General features: G+C 64.1%; 14 protein-coding genes. 6 read left to right on the forward strand and 8 right to left on the reverse strand.

What is annotated here, in order from left to right:
- Positions 1-49 precede the first annotated feature (49 nt).
- Positions 50-898 (reverse strand): hypothetical protein, encoded by an 849-nt coding sequence (locus QRN52_RS07030; protein WP_284752030.1) that lies wholly within the window; start codon positions 896-898, stop codon positions 50-52.
- 528 nt (positions 899-1,426) lie between these two features.
- Here QRN52_RS07030 and dxs point away from each other — a divergent pair.
- Genes dxs through QRN52_RS07060 form a run of 6 tightly spaced genes read left to right on the forward strand, consistent with a single transcriptional unit; the run spans position 1,427 to position 6,873 of the window.
- The gene (gene dxs / locus QRN52_RS07035; protein ID WP_284752031.1) at positions 1,427-3,400 is read left to right on the forward strand and encodes a 1-deoxy-D-xylulose-5-phosphate synthase; all 1,974 of its coding nucleotides are present in this window, start codon (positions 1,427-1,429) and stop codon (positions 3,398-3,400) included.
- Complete coding sequence (locus QRN52_RS07040; RefSeq protein WP_284752032.1) at positions 3,397-3,972, forward strand: DUF402 domain-containing protein; 576 nt, start codon at positions 3,397-3,399, stop codon at positions 3,970-3,972. The genes dxs and QRN52_RS07040 overlap by 4 nt, the downstream gene beginning before the upstream one ends.
- Positions 3,969-4,529, forward strand: a complete 561-nt coding sequence (locus QRN52_RS07045) for a hypothetical protein (protein WP_284752033.1) — start codon at positions 3,969-3,971, stop codon at positions 4,527-4,529. The genes QRN52_RS07040 and QRN52_RS07045 overlap by 4 nt, the downstream gene beginning before the upstream one ends.
- A 30-nt stretch (positions 4,530-4,559) precedes the next feature.
- On the forward strand, positions 4,560-4,775 hold the full coding sequence (locus QRN52_RS07050) for a helix-hairpin-helix domain-containing protein (protein ID WP_028266791.1): 216 nt from the start codon (positions 4,560-4,562) through the stop codon (positions 4,773-4,775).
- A gap of 39 nt (positions 4,776-4,814) precedes the next feature.
- Positions 4,815-5,792 (forward strand): aldo/keto reductase, encoded by a 978-nt coding sequence (locus QRN52_RS07055; protein WP_284752034.1) that lies wholly within the window; start codon positions 4,815-4,817, stop codon positions 5,790-5,792.
- A 10-nt stretch (positions 5,793-5,802) separates the two neighbouring features.
- A complete protein-coding gene (locus tag QRN52_RS07060) occupies positions 5,803-6,873 on the forward strand; it encodes a nucleoside hydrolase (protein WP_284752035.1) in 1,071 nt (356 codons plus the stop codon).
- Positions 6,874-6,883: 10 nt separating this feature from the next.
- Here the strand turns inward: QRN52_RS07060 and QRN52_RS07065 are convergent, their stop codons facing one another.
- The 7 genes from QRN52_RS07065 to QRN52_RS07095 all read right to left on the reverse strand — a co-directional run bounded on the left by QRN52_RS07065 (position 6,884) and on the right by QRN52_RS07095 (position 16,097).
- Positions 6,884-9,034, reverse strand: coding sequence for a 3-hydroxyacyl-CoA dehydrogenase NAD-binding domain-containing protein (locus QRN52_RS07065; protein ID WP_284752036.1), 2,151 nt, complete (start codon positions 9,032-9,034; stop codon positions 6,884-6,886).
- On the reverse strand, positions 9,031-10,332 hold the full coding sequence (locus QRN52_RS07070) for a thiolase family protein (protein ID WP_284752037.1): 1,302 nt from the start codon (positions 10,330-10,332) through the stop codon (positions 9,031-9,033). The genes QRN52_RS07065 and QRN52_RS07070 overlap by 4 nt, the downstream gene beginning before the upstream one ends.
- Positions 10,333-10,736: 404 nt before the next feature.
- Positions 10,737-12,089 (reverse strand): HRDC domain-containing protein, encoded by a 1,353-nt coding sequence (locus tag QRN52_RS07075; RefSeq protein ID WP_284752038.1) that lies wholly within the window; start codon positions 12,087-12,089, stop codon positions 10,737-10,739.
- A gap of 69 nt (positions 12,090-12,158) precedes the next feature.
- A complete protein-coding gene (locus tag QRN52_RS07080; protein WP_284752039.1) occupies positions 12,159-12,815 on the reverse strand; it encodes a DUF3000 domain-containing protein in 657 nt (218 codons plus the stop codon).
- Positions 12,816-12,876: 61 nt separating this feature from the next.
- Positions 12,877-13,989, reverse strand: a complete 1,113-nt coding sequence (locus tag QRN52_RS07085; protein WP_502869697.1) for a threonine aldolase family protein — start codon at positions 13,987-13,989, stop codon at positions 12,877-12,879.
- 9 nt (positions 13,990-13,998) lie between these two features.
- Positions 13,999-14,730 carry an SDR family oxidoreductase gene (locus tag QRN52_RS07090; protein WP_284752040.1) on the reverse strand — a complete coding sequence of 244 codons (732 nt, stop codon included), beginning with the start codon at positions 14,728-14,730 and terminating at the stop codon, positions 13,999-14,001.
- Entirely contained in the window at positions 14,727-16,097 is a 1,371-nt protein-coding gene (locus tag QRN52_RS07095) for a DUF6421 family protein (RefSeq protein ID WP_284752041.1), read from the reverse strand. Before QRN52_RS07095 ends, QRN52_RS07090 begins: the two co-directional genes overlap by 4 nt.
- Positions 16,098-16,200 lie beyond the last annotated feature (103 nt).

Consider the following 16,200-nt stretch of genomic DNA (forward strand, 5'->3'; position numbering starts at 1 on the left):
GGCAGCCTATGATTGCCTAGCGGAGCTTGTACGGACTAGTTTCGAATTCTTACCTTTGGTCGTCGGTGATGCGCCTGAGCATGTTCGCGAGCAGGATGGCTGAGTCTGCCGCCACTCCGGCGTAGCGGCGGTTTATCGTTGCGCCGTGTTTCACTCCCTGGGCCTGTTCAACCGCCGCGCGCACGAGTTTCCGGAGCGCGGCATTCTGCGCTCCGGCGAGATCGACTTCAATCACGCGGTCCAGGCGGTTCTTTGTGCTAGCTACCGGCGGCTCATCCTCACCTTCGAACAGATGACGTTCCCGAACATAGGCGGCCTCGGAAAGACGCTCCAGGATGATCACGCAGTCATTGCCCACATTGCGGTAGTCCTGCTCCGTTCTTGCGTTCTGGAAATGCCGCCGGAGCTCTGTGATTTCTTCGTCTACCCGAGTCCAACCTGTTCGAGGATGCGACGTTACAGGATCGGCGAGAGTCGAGGCCACGGTGCCGGCCTCCAAATCAGCGAGCTGTTCGTGCAAAGGATCGAACAGTTCCGCGAGCATCTGCCGACGCGCCTGCCAAGAATTGGAGCCGTTGTTGTTTTTCCAGTAGCTGTAGAACCCGTCGAAATCATAGAACGGGGGCCGGAAGTCAACGCCCAAGCGCTTCAGCACTGCCCTTAAAGCAGCCATCACTGCTCGGGACTCATGGACCGAGATCCGTGGGTTATTTTCAGTGCCGCGATTTCGATACTCGTCATGGACGAGTCTGGCCAAGGGAACGGCGATTTCTACATCAGTAGCAGATTGAAGGGGTCCTGCGTGGACTCGCTCTATGAGATCGGTGTTCAGCGTCTCCTGTTGACGGGCCCAAATATCGGCGGCCTCTGCCTCTTCGAAAAAGTCGTTCTCTCGCACCCTGAAAGTCTAAAGAATCCCGACACTGCCGCCGTTCTGCGACCAAAGCATGTCGCGACAAAGTCAGCGCAGGAGCTAGCGCACGGACAAGCTCGCCGCAGAGCAGTGGGGCTTACTGCATCGGCGGCTCGAGCGGAGCATGGGGAAGAACCACTAACGGAGCACGTTGATTGCCAATGTCGCGCATGTCGACGTCCTACGATAACGGTAGGCCTCCACACCCCAACATGATCACCGCAACCAGGAACTTTGGGCATTGTGTCGTCCTGACAGGAACATCACTGATCAAATCGCCCACGCTCTCGAAATCCGCAAGGAACTATCGCGTAGTGGGGGCATGTAACAGTACGTTTTGCGCCAAATTTCGGCACACTAGCCGAAATTTGCTCAGGTTCCGCCTGAGCTGGAAGGCAACAGCTACAGCCCCGGCTGGTCATCGACCGGCCGGGGCTGTAGCCTTTCCTGCGGCTTGGTTCCGGCCAAGGCGTTAGAGTTGTATAGCACGTCAATCACCCTAAGGAGGGGCCGTTGGGACTTTTGGAGACAATCCGGAACCCGCAGGACCTGGCCAAGCTCACCAGTCAGCAGCTGGAGCAGCTTGCAGGCGAGATCAGGACTTTCCTCATCACCAACGTCGCTCAAACGGGTGGTCACCTTGGACCGAACCTTGGCGTGGTGGAACTCACCATGGCCATCCATAAGGTCTTCGATTCGCCCCGTGACAGCATCGTTTTCGATACCGGCCATCAGTCCTACGTCCACAAATTGTTGACCGGCAGGCAGGATTTCAGCACCCTCCGGCAGCAAGGGGGCATGTCCGGCTACCCCGATCGTGCGGAGTCCGAGCACGACATCGTGGAGAGTTCCCACGCGTCCTCTTCCCTGTCCTGGGCCGATGGTATCTCCCGCGCCCGCCAGCTGACCGGTGAGGGCGACCGCTGCGTAGTCGCCGTCGTCGGTGACGGCGCCCTGACGGGCGGCATGGCTTGGGAGGCGATCAACAACATCGCCGCGGACAAACGACGCCGCGTGGTGATCGTCGTCAACGACAACGGGCGCTCCTATGCCCCCACCGTCGGGGGCCTTGCCGACTATCTCGCTTCCCTCCGCCCCACGATCGATTCCTTCCGGGCAGCGCCCACCTACGAGGTGGTGTTGGACTGGTGGAAGAAGAAACTGCAGAGCGGCGGACCTATCGGCCAGTTCACCTACAGGAGCCTTCATGCCATGAAGAAGGGCATCAAGGACTGGTGGGCTCCGCAGGGCATGTTCGAAGACCTGGGCATGAAGTACATCGGCCCTGTCGACGGCCACAACATGCGGGCCCTCGAGCACGCGCTCACTACTGCCCGTAATTACGGCGGCCCCGTGATCGTTCACGCGATGACAGAAAAGGGCCACGGTTACGCACCTGCCCTCGCCAACGAGGCGGACCAGTTCCACGCCGTCGGGATCATCGATCCGGAGACTGGGGAACCCACCGAAGCCGGCGGAGCCCGCTCGTGGACATCGGTGTTCGCCGAGGAAATCGCGGACATCGCCGATGAGCGCGAAGACATCGTAGGCGTCACCGGCGCCATGCTGATCCCTGTCGGACTGCACAAGTTCGCGGAACGGCATCCACAAAGAGTGATCGACGTCGGCATCGCCGAACAGCACGCACTCACTTCGGCCGCAGGCATGGCCTTTGGCGGACTGCACCCGGTCGTGGCCGTTTACGCCACGTTCCTGAACCGTGCCTTCGACCAGCTGCTCATGGACGTCGCCCTGCACAAAGCCGGGGTGACGGTCGTGTTGGACCGCGCCGGCGTGACGGGCCCTGACGGAGCCAGCCACCACGGCATGTGGGACATGGCTATGGTCCAGATTGTGCCGGGGCTGCATCTCGCAGCTCCGCGCGATGCCAGCCGGCTGCGGGAAGAACTCCGCGAGGCGGTTGCCATCGCCGACGCACCCAGCGTGGTGCGCTTCTCCAAAGGCAGCGTGGGAAGCGAGATCGAAGCGATCGAACGGCTTTCCGACGGCGTCGACGTGCTGGCGCGCCGCCCCGAAGGCTCCACGGAGAACGATGTCCTGATTGTCAGCGTCGGCGCGATGTCCGAGCTCGCCCTCGACGTCGCGTCCCGGCTCGGATCCCAAGGCATCAGTTCAACAGTGGTGGATCCGCGGTGGGTCCTGCCTGTACGCAAGTCCATCATTGCCCTCGCCGCCCGGCACCGTTTAGTGATCTGCATCGAAGACGGCGTCCGCGCGGGCGGCGTCGGCTCCCGGATCCGGCAGGAGATGCGCGCGGCCGGCGTGGACACGGCCCTCAACGAGGTGGGGCTTCCGGTCGAATTCCTCGACCATGGAACCAGGAGCCAGGTTCTCGAGCGGGTAGGGCTCACCGCCCAACAGATAACGCACGACGTCGTCGCGCAGGTCCTGGGTACAAAGGTGCCATTCGCGCGGCCCCTGCCAGGACAGGAACATCCCAGCACAGGCAGTCTTCCCACACTGTGAGCGGGGACTCATCGCGGTTGCCGGGAGGACTCCAACCAGGCGACCTGGTAGTTGCCCGAAACCGGAAATGGGATGGCACCGCCCACTGGGTTGTCCCGGGGAGCTATCTCGGCGAAGACATCCACGGCTGGTGGATCTTCCAAGGGCAGGGTGAGTTCTGTTCCCGACCGGGGGCGGCCTTCTATACCGCGTCCGACGCGGTGCTCCTCGTGCCGCGTTCAGGCGAATATGTTGCCACCTTCTACGACGACAGCTACCCGGGGGATTTTCGAATCTACGTGGACCTCGCCACGGCACACGAGTGGAAGACCATCGAGCCCGGTGTGTCCGAATTCCACGTGATTGACATGGATCTCGATGTCATCCGCTCCGTGCACAGGGACGTCTTCATTGACGACGAGGACGAATTCGACGAGCACAGCGCCTCCATGGCTTATCCGGATGGCGTGGTCGAATCCATACGGCACGAATGTGACGAGTTGTTCCGGGCAATATCCAAAAAACAGGCACCCTTCGACGGCACAGGTCCAATCAGTACCTGCGCGGAGTGGTTCAGAAAAGGACGGGCATGAGCGGCATTATCCGCACCTACAAGCGCGACGACGAAGCGGTCCTGCATTTCCGGGAGGGGTGGTACGACGACGAATTCAAGCAGTTCGTCATCAACCACGGGGTCGTAGGACACCAGAGCAGCACTGACGAAACCGACGTCGAGGACGAGTCCGCCGTCGAAGGACTCATGACGGCCTTTGCCGCGCAATGCGAAGAGGACGGCTATGCGGAGATTCCCGAGACTGAGCAGTTTTGGGTTGTCGCGCAGATCGCGCTCAAGACGAAGGACGGCACCGACCGCGACCGCTACCTTGAACGCAAGGCCAAGGCCGCGCTGACGAGCGAACTGGCCTGGAGGGGCCTCGGCACCGTGGATCGTTCCGATATCAGCGATTCGAAGCTCAACATCTTTTGCCTGTGCCCGGACGTCAACAAGGCCGTCAACGCCATCAAGGTGTGCATCAGGGGAGAAGACCTGGACTTCACCAAGCTGAGCATCGCGGCGGCGCCCCATGCCGAACCAACCGCATTCAAAGTGAAACACTCGCCGAAAACCGGTGCGGGCTTTACCCTCTAAGGACTACATCACCGCTTCGAAGGGACACGCATGGCGCCCAAGAGCAACTGGCCCGGACACACTCCGCTGCCCAAGGGCTTGTCCGCTCCGGCACGCAGGGCACTCGCCCACGAGGGGCTGGAGACCTTGGAACAGCTCGCCGAGTTCGGCGAGGGGCGGGTGGCGGCCTTGCACGGCATGGGCCCCAAGGTCATGGCCCAGCTGCACGACGCGATGGAAGAGGCAGGAATCGCCTTCGGATCCTGAGCGGCGGATTGGCCACCGCGGGCGTTGTAGGGTGAAACCATGACTGAATATCGCCGTCTTGGAAATTCCGGATTGACCGTCTCAGTAGTCGGTTTGGGGTGCAACAATCTCGGCCGGGCCAATACGGCCACGGAATCGCAAGAAGGTACCAACGCAGTAGTGCATGCTGCTTTGGATGCCGGCGTGACCCTATTCGACGTTGCAGACGTCTATGGCCGGGAGCCCGGCCTGAGCGAGACCATGCTGGGCGTCGCCCTGAAAGGTCGCAGGGACGACGCGATCGTGGCCACGAAATTCGGCATGGACATGCACGGCGCCAACGGCAACGATTTCGGTTCCCGGGGATCGCGCCGCTACATCATCCAGGCCGCCGAGGCATCGCTGCGCCGCCTCGGCACCGACTGGATTGACCTGTACCAGTACCACACCCCGGACCCTCTCACCCCCGTTGACGAGACCCTCGCAGCCCTCGATGACCTCGTGACAAGCGGCAAGGTCCGGTACGTCGGCCATTCCAACCGAGCGGGCTGGCAGATCGCCGAAGCCGAATACGTCGCCCGGATGCAGGGCGGTGCGCGGTTCATTTCGACGCAAAACCACTACAACCTGCTGGACCGTCGCGCGGAACTTGAAGTGCTGCCGGCCGCCCAGGCGTTCGGTCTCGGTGTCCTGCCGTATTTCCCCTTGGCGAACGGCCTCCTGACGGGAAAATATGCTCCAGGCAGCGCCCCGCAAGGATCGCGCCTCAGCCATACGCGGACCAACATGGTCAACGACGCCGACTGGGTCCAGTTGGGCAGGTTCAGCCAATTCGCCAAGGAGCGGGACCTGAACGAACTGCAGCTGGCCTTCTCCTGGCTGGCCGCCCAGCCCGCAGTCAGCAGCGTTATTGCGGGAGCCACCCGCCCTGAGCAAATCGCAGAAAACGCGAAGGCGGTGCGTTGGGTGCCTACGGCCGAAGAACGCGACGAATTGGATGACATTTTCCCGCGTACGCCCAAGGTCGCCCTCTTCTAAGGAGCGTTCCATGAACGCGGAGCAGGCAGCGGCTGTAGGCCGGCGCGAGTCCGTGAGCTTGCTGGTGGACTGCGACACGGGAATCGACGACGCCCTCGCCCTTGCTTATCTGTGCAGCCAGGCGCATGTGGACCTCGTAGCCGTGAGCAGTACTCCGGGCAACGTCGGGGCGGAGCAGGTTGCACGCAACAACCTATCCCTGCTCGAGTTGTGTGGCCGCCCCGATGTCCCCGTGGCCATCGGTGCGCTGGCGCCGCTGCGGATTCCGCTGACCACCACCCCGGAAACCCACGGACCCCAAGGCGTCGGCTACGCCGAGCTGCCGGAACCGCACGGACAGGTGAACAACGCCGACGCCGTCGAACTCTGGGTCGAAGCGGTCCGGTCACGGCCGGGGGAGCTAACCGCCCTGCTGACGGCGCCCCTCACCAACTTCGCCCTTGCCCTGCGGGCCGAGCCTCGGCTGCCGGAGCTGCTGCGCGGCGTCGTGATCATGGGTGGCAGCTACTACTACCAGGGCAACACGACGCCCACCGCCGAGTGGAACACGCACGTTGATCCGCACGCAGCCGCCGAGGTGTTTGCGGCGTTCTCCGGCCTTCCCGAGGAACGCCTTCCCGTGGTGTGCGCGCTGGAGACCACGGAACGGATCGAACTGACACCCGAACACGTAGCCGCACTGGCTTCCGCGGCGGGCTGCGCGGAGCCGGAACTTGTCCTTCCGGAGCAGCCGGAGGGGCGGCGCAGCACTGCCTCCAATGAACTCGTTCGGCACCTCAGCGACATGCTGCGCTTCTATTTCGAGTTCCATCGCCACTACGACCAGGGCTATGTGGCGCACATCCACGACTACTTTGCGGCGTCCGTCGCCGCGGGAACCGCCAGGTACAGCACCCGCACGGCGACAGTGCACGTTGAGACAACGGCCCCCAGGCTTATCGGAACCACCGTGGCGGACTTCCGCGGACTGTGGGGCGAGCCGCCCAACGCCCGCATCGTCTCGGAAAACCACCCAGGCGAAGCCTTCGCCGAACTGGTGCGCTCATTGGGCGGCCTTGCCCGGAGCCTGTCGGACACCTGACGGCGGAACGCTATCCGGCCACCGGCTTCGAAGCGATCCCGGGTGCCAGGAAGCGTTTGCCGTTGACACGCTCGGAAGCGCCCACCCGGTCCAAATAGGGTGTGATCCCGCCCAGGAACATCGGCCAGCCAGCTCCGAGGATGACACAGAGGTCAATGTCTTCAGGCCCTGCCACTACGCCTTCGGACAACATGAGTCCGATTTCCTCAGCCAGGGCGTCCTGCGTGCGACGCAGGACTTCCCCGGCTGTGGACGGCGTGGTGCCGAAGGACATGAGCGCCAACGTCTCCGCCGGGATGACCGGCTTTCCGTCAGGACCAAGCGCCCACAGTGACTTCACCCCGTTGTCGATCAGCTTCTGCAGGTTCTGGGATACCGCAAAACGTTCGCCGAAGGCAGTGTGCAGCGATTCCTGGACGTGCTGGGCGACCGGAAGGCCCACCATCGCGCTGAGGGTGAACGGACTCATCGGCAGGCCCATGGGGCGCAGCGCCGAATCGGCGACTTCCGCCGGCGTCCCTTCGTCGAACGCGGCAATGACTTCGCCCATGAGCCGCAGCAGGACCCGGTTGACGACGAAGGCGGCCGCGTCCTTGACCAGCACGGCTGTCTTCTTCAATCCCTTGGCGAGCTCGAAGGCGGTGGCCAGCACGGCGTCGTCGGTCTTCGGGGCACGCACGATCTCCAGGAGCGGCATGACCGCAACCGGGTTGAAGAAGTGGAAACCGACCAGGCGTTCCGGGTGCTGCAGATCCTCAGCCATCGCGGTTACGGAGAGCGAGGACGTGTTGGTTGCGAGGATGCATTCGGGGGAGACAATGGCCTCCACTTCAGCGAAGACCTGCTTCTTGACGTTGAGTTCTTCGAAGACGGCTTCAATGACGAAGTCGGCGTCGGCGAATGCCTCCTTGGAGACGGAGCCGCTGACCAAGGCCTTGGTCCTGTTCGCGGCGTCGGAACTGATCCGCTTCTTGCCGAGCAGCTTGTCCACCTCCGCATGGACGTAGGCGACTCCCTTGTCCACGCGCTCCTGGTCGATGTCCGTCAGGACCACGGGCACTTTGAGCTGGCGCGCGAACAGCAGGGCGAGCTGGCTCGCCATCAGGCCGGCACCGACGACGCCGATCTTCGTCACCGGACGCGTGAGCTTGCGGTCGGGCGCACCGGCAGGCCGCTTGGAGCGCTTCTGCACGAGGTCCAGGAAGGCGTAGACGGTGGAACGGAACTCGTCCGTCTGCATCAACTCTGCGAGCGTCTCGCATTCCAGGGCCGCGGATTCCGCCTTGCCCATGGTCCGGTTGGCCTCGAGGATATCCAGCACCTTGGCCGGAGCCGGTGATGCGTTTGAGGTTTTGGCTTCCACGAACGCACGACCTGCTGTCACGGCGCCGGCCCAGCGTTCGGCAACGGCGGGATCCTCCGGGTCCACGGAGTTGCTCCGCTCCGGGACGGTCTCGCCCGCGATCACCTTCGCGGCCCAGGCAATGGACTGCTCCACGAAGTCCGCTGGTTCGAAGATCGCGTCGGCGATGCCGAGCTGGAAAGCCTGGGGACCGGTGAGCGTGCGGTTGTTGCTCAGCGGATTCTCGATCATGACCTTGACGGCGTTTTCCGGGCCGATGAGTCGCGGCAGGATGTAGACGCCGCCCCAACCGGGGACGAGCCCGATGAAGGCTTCCGGCAAGGCGAGGGCGCCGGCGCCCGTGGAGACCGTGCGGTACGTGGACTGGAGGGCGATTTCGAGGCCACCACCGAGCGCGAGGCCGTTGATGAAGGCGAAGCTGGGAACACCTAGATCGGCCAGCGTCGCGTAGACGTCGTGACCAAGCTGGGCCATCCACAGCCCGTGTTCGCGCTCTTCAAGCCGTTTGACCGCTGAGAGGTCCGCTCCGGCCACCAGGAAGTACGGCTTGCCTGTGACGCCGACACCGACGATCTCGCCGCGCGCAGCACGATCCTTGAGGCCTTCAAGTACGGTCCCGAGCTCGACAAGGGTATTGGGTCCAAGGGTGGTGGGCTTGGTGTGGTCCAGTCCGTTGTCCAAGGTGATCAGGGCAAACGTTCCGGCGTTGCCGGGGAGTTCGATGTCCTGGACATAGGAATGGGTCACTGTCTCGTCCGGGAACAGTCCGGCCAGTTTCTGGAATTCGGCGGCGCTCATGCTGCGGCTCCCTTGCTCTCGGTGTCGACGGCGGTCTCGGTCTCGCTGTTGTAGCTGCTGTGGCTGTTGTAGTTGGTGTAGTCCACGTGACGCGGGTTCTCCCAGATCACTGTGGCGCCCATTCCCAAGCCAATGCACATCGTGGTGATGCCGTACCGGACTGACGGGTCTTCTTCGAACTGGCGGGCCAGTTGGTTCATGAGCCGCACGCCGGACGAGGCGAGGGGATGCCCGACGGCGATTGCCCCGCCGTAGCGGTTGACGCGCGGGTCGTCGTCGGCGATTCCGAAGTGGTCCAGGAAACTCAGGACCTGAACGGCGAAGGCCTCGTTGATCTCGAAGAGGCCGATGTCCTCGATGCCGAGTCCGGCGTTCTTGAGGGCCTTCTCGGTGGCCGGGACCGGTCCGATGCCCATGACTTCGGGTTCGACGCCTGCGAAGGCATAGGAGACCAGGCGCATCTTCACGGACAAGCCGAGCTCCTCGGCGGCGTCCGCGGAAGCTAGGACTGCCGCCGTCGCGCCGTCGTTCAAGCCGGCGGCGTTGCCCGCGGTGACGCGGCCGTGGGCCCTGAACGGCGTGCGGAGCTCCGCGAGGTCATCTACCGTGGTGCCGGGGCGTGGCGGCTCGTCGATGGTGTTCACTGTCCAGCCTTGTCCGGGCTTCATGGTGGCGACCGGGACCAAGTCGGGCTGGATCTGGCCCTTGCCGTAGGCGGCAGCAAGCTTTGCCTGCGACGCCGCGGCGTAGGTATCCGTCCGCTCCTTGGTGATCGACGGGAAACGGTCGTGCAGGTTCTCGGCGGTGTTGCCCATGTTCAGGGCGGCCGGATCCACGATCCGCTCGGACATGAACCTCGGGTTGGGATCCGCACCGGCGCCCATGGGGTGGTTGCCCATGTGCTCCACACCGCCGGCAATCACGACGTCGTACGCGCCGAAACCGATGCCGCTCGCCGTCGTCGTGACCGCGGTCATTGCTCCGGCACACATGCGGTCGATCGCGAAGCCCGGTACGGTGCGGGGGAGGCCGGCCAGGAGGGCCGCGGTGCGGCCGATGGTCAAGCCTTGGTCGCCGGTCTGCGTCGTGGCGGCGATGGCAACTTCGTCAACGCGTTCGGCGGGCAGTCTAGGGTTGCGGCGCATCAGTTCGCGGATGCACTTGACCACGAGGTCGTCGGCACGTGTGCCCGCGTAGATCCCCTTTTCGCCCGCTTTGCCGAACGGCGTCCGGACACCGTCCACGAAGACGACGTCGCGGACTGCCCGCGGATTGGCGCTGTTCCCGGTTTGGCTCATGTGTGGCTCCTCGTTGAGACATGGATGCCGGACAGCCCTCACAGGGGAAGCCGGTGTCATTTACGGCCATGTTACTCGCCGGTAACTTAGCGCGCAAGGAGATCAATACCGGTCCTCGCTCACATATATCCGTCTCCCGTCGGACCCTCGCTCACATATGACGGGTTTCCGGCGGACCCTCGCTCACATGTGACGGGTTTCCGGCGGACCCTCGCTCACATGTGACGGGTTTCCGGCGGACCCTCGCTCACATCACTAGGGAATCCACTTGGAAAAGTCCCAGATGTGGGGAGCGAGGATGTGGGGAGCGAGGGTCGGGCCGGGAGGGCTTGTTTGGGAGCGAGGGTCGGGCCGGGAGGGCTTGTTTGTGAGCGAGGGTCTCAAGGGGAGGCGGGAACCTCCTGCTAGGGGGTCGGGGCCTGTTCCTTGGAAGCCGGGTTCCTTGGCTCTTTGGGTTCCTTGGGCGGCAGTGGTTGCGGATTCAGTGACGCCTCGGCCAGGATCGGCGCCGTGATGGCGATTTGCCACTCGCGGGCGCCGAGCGCGCGCAGCTCCTCCGATACGGACTCCGCGGTGATCTCCGACGGCGGGCGCCACAGCACGCGCCTCATGTAATCCGGAGTGAGGAGGTTCTCCACGGGAAGTTTGAGCCCATCGGCCGCCTCTTGAAGCCGGGGCCGGGCAGTCCCCAGGCGCGCCGCGGCTTCGGGATCGCGGTCTGTCCAGACGCGCGGCGGCGGGGGAGCGTTGGTTGGAAGATGCAGCGGTGGAAGGTCTTCGGTGTTCCGCGCGGCGGCAATGCAGCGAAGCCAGCGTGGTGCTTCGCGCTGCGCGGCCCGACCGTGGAAACCTTTGGTGGCCAGGAGCTGCGGAACGGTGGTGGGCATGGCCTTGGCGGCTGCGACCAAGGCGGAATCGGGAATGAGGCGGCTGGGAGCAACATCGCGTTTCCGCGCGAGCTGATCGCGCTCGTACCAAAGCTCGCGCACAGCGGCCAGCTGCCGGCGGTCACGGATCTGGTGCAGTCCGGAGGTCTTTCGCCACGGGTCCACCCGCGGGGCTGGAAGTCCTGCTCCGAGGATGCCAGCGAATTCCTGTTCGGCAAATTCAAGCTTGCCGTCCGCTTCCAGGAGTTCGATCAGTTCTTCGCGCAGTTCGGCGAGCACCTCGACGTCGAGGGCCGCGTACCGCAGCCAGGGTTCCGGGAGGGGCCGGGTGGACCAGTCGGCGGCCGAGTGTTCCTTGGCGAGGCCGAAGCCCAGGAGTTGCTCGATGACGGCTGCCAGGCCTACGCGGGGCAGCCCGGCAAGGCGTGCGGCCAGCTCGGTATCGAAGAGCTTGTCGGGCCACATGCCAAGCTCGGCCAGGCAGGGAAGATCTTGCGTCGCGGCGTGCAGGATCCACTCGACGCCGCGCAGCGCCTCATTGATGATTTTCAGGTCATCGAAGGGCTCGGGGTCGATCAGCCAGGTGCCTGCTCCGTCGCGCCTGATCTGCACCAGGAAGGCACGCTGCCCGTAGCGGAAGCCGGAGGCGCGTTCGGCGTCGACCCCGGCGGGGCCGGATCCGGCGGCGATGGCAGCGGCGCACCGCTCCAAGCCGGCCATGGTGTCGATGACAAGGGGCACGCCCTCGCGTGGGGCATCCAGATCGATGATCTCAGGTATACGGCCCTCAAAGCCGTCTACCGTGATGTGTGGTGTGGGATCAGCAGCCGGAGCGCCGGCTGTGGTGGGTTCCAGATTTTCAGGGGTCATGGTGCCTTCAGTTTACCGACTCTGTGCTCGGCCGGTCCGCCCAGGGGCTCCAGCGGACTAAAACGGCCTTCATGTGAGCCGCCGGTTAGGCAGGGGCGTGACGCCGGGAGGCAGGGGAGGGAGGCCCGCGAACGTGCAGACCATGTCGCACCATGCCTCCAGATGTGCCTGGGCATCGGAAGAGGCAGGTGTCCATGAGGCGCGGAGTTCGATGTCGATGGTTTCCGGTCTTTCGGCCAAAGTCCCGAAGCTCTCGGACAGGATGCGCGTGGCGGTTCCGCCCGCCGCGCGGTACTGGGCCGAATGGTTCTCCAAGGCGTCCACGAGCCACGTCCAGGCCACCGAACCGAGCATGGCATCGTTGCCCATGTCGGCGTCCAGCTGGGCCCTGATATAGGTGACGATCCGGAATTCCCCGTCCCATACTGCAGAGCCGTCGGGGTCGTGGAGCAAGATGAACCTGCCTGTTGCGAGTTCATCGTCTTCATCATCGGCCGTACCGGGAGTGTTCTCGCTGGAAAATGCCATGGCCGCGGGGCCATGGACAGGGGTCCGGCCGGGACGGGTGGACCGGCTGAAGACCTCTGCTCCCAGGGCCACGGCGTAGGGGGCCAAACGGGAGGGTGCCGGAATTTCCGCGAGCCGCAGCTCGCTCCGGCACTTTGCTTTTCGTAGCGTTCCCAACGCATGCAAGAAATCCGGGGGAACCTGTGCGAGTGCGTTCACCTTCGCAGATTATGTGTCAGGGGCGGCGAAACCTTGAAGCCACGCCGCCCCGTCCCGTTGCCTATGCGGACGCCAGTTCGCGCTTGATTGCGGCAACGAAGGAATCGATGTCCTCTTCCGTGGTATCGAAGGAACACATCCATCGCACCTCGCGGTTCGCTTCGTTCCAGTCGTAGAACTTGAAGGAGGAGCGGAGGCGATCGGCGACGCCGGCGGGGAGTACCGCGAAGACGCCGTTGGACTCCGTGGCCTGCGTAGGCTCCACGCCCTCGATGGAGTCGACCGCCGCACGCAGCCGCGAGGCCATGGCGTTTGCGTGTTCCGCCGAGCGCAGCCACAGCCCGGACTCAAGAAGCGCGATGAACTGGGCCGAAATGAAGCGCATCTTGGAGGCCAGTTGCATGTTCATCTTGCGCAGGAACTTCAGCCCGTGGGCGGCCTCGGGATTCAGGGCGACGACTACTTCGCCGAACAGCAGCCCGTTCTTGGTGCCGCCGAAGGACAAGATGTCGACGCCGGCGTCGCGGGTGAATGTCCGCAAGGGCACGCCAAGGTGGGCGGCGGCATTGGCGAGCCGGGCGCCGTCCATGTGCAGTTTCATGCCCTTGGCATGGATGTGGTCGGCGATCGCCCGGATTTCTTCCGGCGTGTAGCACGTGCCGAGTTCCGTGGTCTGCGTGATGGAGACGGCGAGGGGCTGCGCACGGTGTTCGTCGCCCCAGCCCCAGGCTTCGCGGTCGATCAATTCCGGAGTCAGCTTGCCGTCCGGCGTCGGGACTTGGAGGAGCTTGATGCCGCCGATCCGCTCCGGCGCGCCGTTCTCGTCCATGTTGATGTGGGCGGTCGAGGCGCAGATGACTGCACCCCAGCGCGGCAGCAACGACTGCAGGGACAACACATTGGCACCAGTGCCGTTGAAGACGGGGAAGCACTCGATGCCTGCGCCGAAGTGCTGCTCCATGACTTCCTGGAGCCGTTCCGTGTACTGGTCCTCCCCGTAAGAGACCTGGTGGCCGCCATTGGCTGCGGCCAGGGCCGCCAGGATTTCAGGGTGGACGCCGGAGTAGTTGTCCGAGGCGAAACCGCGGACGGAGGGATCATGGAGGCGCCCAACGGCTTCCGCGTCGAGGGCAGCCGGGAATTCTTCTGTAGTGCTCGTCACTTGTTCATTCACGCTTTCAGTCTATTTGGCCAAGAGGAGGCGCTGTCCGTTCAGTTCCGATGCGGGCTGGTCGAAGAGCCCGACGGCGGCCGCCGCCAAGTCCTCGACATCCGTGTATCCGGGGAATTTCCGCTCCGGGTGTTCCCTCCGCATCGCCGCGTCCAGGAGCGACTTGACCACAAAGACGACGGCTGCGCTGTGCTGCTCCGTGGGTTCGTCCTTGTTTCCTGATTGATCGCGGCGGAAGCCGTCAGCCACGGCCAGGGTCCAGGTTTCCGCGGCAGCCTTGGCCGCCGCGTAGGTGGCGGCCCCGGCGGTAGGTGCGGCGACCGCCGTCGAACTCACCATGGCGAATCGTCCCTTGGGGGAGGACGCGAGATCCTTGTAGAAGATCCTGGAGACGTTTCTCAGGGTGGTGATGGCGCTTTGCTCAAGGGCGGCCCAGTCTTCGTCCGGCTGGTCTTCGATTCCCTTGGCGCCGCGCCACCCTCCCACCAGGTGGATCACGCCGTCGACCCTTTCCGTGCTCGCGTGGATCTCCGAGGCGAGTTCGCGCACGGACTCCAGGCGGGAAAGATCGCACACCAGGGGAGTGACGTCGCTGCCCGCTTCGGCCGCCGCGGCTCCGATGCGGGCCTCGTTCGAGCCGATCGTGAAGACCCGGTGCCCGGCCTGAGCCAAGGCACGGGCCACAGCGATGCCGGAGGAGTTGCTGCCACCGGTGACGACGACAGTCAGCAGCTCGCCGGTCATGAGGCTTCGGACTGCCCGGTGATACCGGTGGTTGATTCGATGATCGGACGCATTTTCTTCTCCAGTGCTTCGTAGAACATGGACAGGGGGAATTCGTCGTCGAGGACCTGGTCGGTGAGGCCGCGGGGCGGCCCATCGAGCGGCAGTGCCTCTGGGCCCTTCGCCCAGACCGATGCCGGGTGGGGAGTGACCGTACCGGAAATGAGCTTATACGCTGCGAGCCAGTGAGCGGCTTTGGGGCGGTCGATGGAGCGCCAGTACAGTTCTTCGATCCGGGCACCGAGCTCGATGACGATGTCGGCGGCCTCGTCCCAGTCGATGCTGAGCTTGCTGTCGGTCCAGTGCAGGACGTGGTGCTGGTGCATCCAGGCGAAGAGGAGCTGGCCGCCCAGGCCGTCGTAGTTGCGGACCCGGTTGCCAGTGATCGCGAAGCGGAAGATGCGGTCGAAGATGACGGCGTACTGGACGAGCTTCGCGTGGCGCCGCGCGTCGGGGGAAGCGTCCTCATCCTTCTCGATCCGGACGGATTCGCGGAAAGCTGTCAGGTCGCAGCGGAGTTCTTCGAGCGAATAGAGGAAGAACGGCATCCGCTGTTTGATCATGAACGGATCGAAGGGAAGGTCGCCGCGCATGTGGGTGCGGTCATGGATCAGGTCCCACATGACGAACGTCCGCTGCGTGAGTTCCTGGTCGTCCAGCAGCTCGGCGGCGTCTGCGGGCAGCTCAAGGGACGTCGTTGCAGCGGCTGCTTTGAGGACGCGGCGGAAGCGTGCGGCCTCGCGGTCGGCGAAGATGGCACCCCACGTGAAGGCAGGCGTTTCCCGCACTGCTACGGTCTCGGGAAAGAGCACGGCCGAATTGGTGTCGTACCCGGGGGTGAAGTCCAGGAAACGGATGGGCACGAACAGCTTGTTGGAGTAGTCGCCGGCTTCCAATGCGCCGATGAACTCGGGCCAGATCACCTCGATCAGGACCGCTTCCACAAGACGGCTCGTGCTTCCGTTCTGGGTGTACATGGGGAACACCACGAGGTGCTGGAGCCCGTCTTCGCGGTGTTCCTGCGGCTGGAAGGCCAGCAGCGAGTCGAGGAAGTCCGGGATCCCGAAGCCGCCGCCGGCCCAACGTCCGAAGTCCTCGACCAGGAGTTCAAGATAGGGAGCGTCGTGCGGGAACGCAGGAGCCAGGCTCTTGATGGCCTCCATGATGGTGGATGTGTACGCCCGGGCAGCCTCGTGGTGGAGGGAATCCTGGATGGAACCGTCCTGGCCTTGGAAGGCCTGGAGGGCAGTGGCCGCAGCCTTCAGGGAGATCCAGTCCTGATTGTCCGACGTGATGCGCGGACGGGTGGTGCTAACGGTGGTGGTCATCGTCGACGGTGCCTTTCCTCAAGAATCATTGTTCTGAGGTGAGCGTAACAAGCGGTCAGAGTCGCTAACTCAAAAGTGGCTCGAGCATAAGAAACTCTTGTGT

The organism is Arthrobacter sp. efr-133-R2A-120, assembly GCF_030209835.1.
Lineage (GTDB): Bacteria > Actinomycetota > Actinomycetes > Actinomycetales > Micrococcaceae > Arthrobacter.

Coding starts and splice junctions, on each gene's coding strand:
- QRN52_RS07050 (WP_028266791.1), top strand. CDS start 4,560: ATGGCGCCCAAGAGCAACTGGCCCGGACACACTCCGCTGCCCAAGGGC.
- QRN52_RS07095 (WP_284752041.1), bottom strand. CDS start 16,097: ATGACCACCACCGTTAGCACCACCCGTCCGCGCATCACGTCGGACAAT.
- QRN52_RS07090 (WP_284752040.1), bottom strand. CDS start 14,730: ATGACCGGCGAGCTGCTGACTGTCGTCGTCACCGGTGGCAGCAACTCC.
- QRN52_RS07045 (WP_284752033.1), top strand. CDS start 3,969: ATGAGCGGCATTATCCGCACCTACAAGCGCGACGACGAAGCGGTCCTG.
- QRN52_RS07065 (WP_284752036.1), bottom strand. CDS start 9,034: ATGAGCGCCGCCGAATTCCAGAAACTGGCCGGACTGTTCCCGGACGAG.
- QRN52_RS07055 (WP_284752034.1), top strand. CDS start 4,815: ATGACTGAATATCGCCGTCTTGGAAATTCCGGATTGACCGTCTCAGTA.
- QRN52_RS07070 (WP_284752037.1), bottom strand. CDS start 10,332: ATGAGCCAAACCGGGAACAGCGCCAATCCGCGGGCAGTCCGCGACGTC.
- QRN52_RS07060 (WP_284752035.1), top strand. CDS start 5,803: ATGAACGCGGAGCAGGCAGCGGCTGTAGGCCGGCGCGAGTCCGTGAGC.
- QRN52_RS07075 (WP_284752038.1), bottom strand. CDS start 12,089: ATGACCCCTGAAAATCTGGAACCCACCACAGCCGGCGCTCCGGCTGCT.